This is a genomic window from Sphingomonas sp. 10B4 (genome assembly GCF_035019905.1).
Lineage (GTDB): Bacteria > Pseudomonadota > Alphaproteobacteria > Sphingomonadales > Sphingomonadaceae > Sphingomonas > Sphingomonas glacialis.
Genome location: NZ_JASJVC010000221.1, coordinates 1 through 381, shown reverse-complemented (window position 1 = coordinate 381; position 381 = coordinate 1). Strand labels below are relative to the sequence as shown.

Sequence of the window (381 nt, the reverse complement as noted above, 5' to 3'; positions counted from 1 at the left end):
CACGATGACATCCACGACCACCATCATAATGGTTTGGAGCACGCCTCCCCCCACTCAGGCTGAGGCTCGTTAACCCGAAACACAACCCTAGCTCAGATTGCGACTTCAGCTGGCAGATCGCCCGCCTCATCGTTCACGGCGGCAAGATGTGTGTGGACCACCGACACCGCGGACCCCGGCTCTGCGTCCTCGACTTTGATCCGGGCGCGGAGCTGTTTGGCAAGCGCCTGAACGTTGCTTGTGCCGAGCCCCCGCAGTGTTCGTCCGAAAGGGAAGATACCTAACGGCCTCAATGCAGATTTGAAGTAATTACCCACCCCCTTGTCAAACCGGGCAGTCCGTGATTCATCCTGTTTATGAAACGTGAGGAACTCGAGGGGC

At 58.0% G+C, this 381-nt stretch carries 1 pseudogene; it reads right to left on the bottom strand.

Annotation, left to right across the window (positions count from 1 at the left end):
- Nucleotides 1-92: 92 nt before the first annotated feature.
- Nucleotides 93-381, bottom strand: a pseudogene (locus QN347_RS19555) (hypothetical protein); the annotation flags it as partial.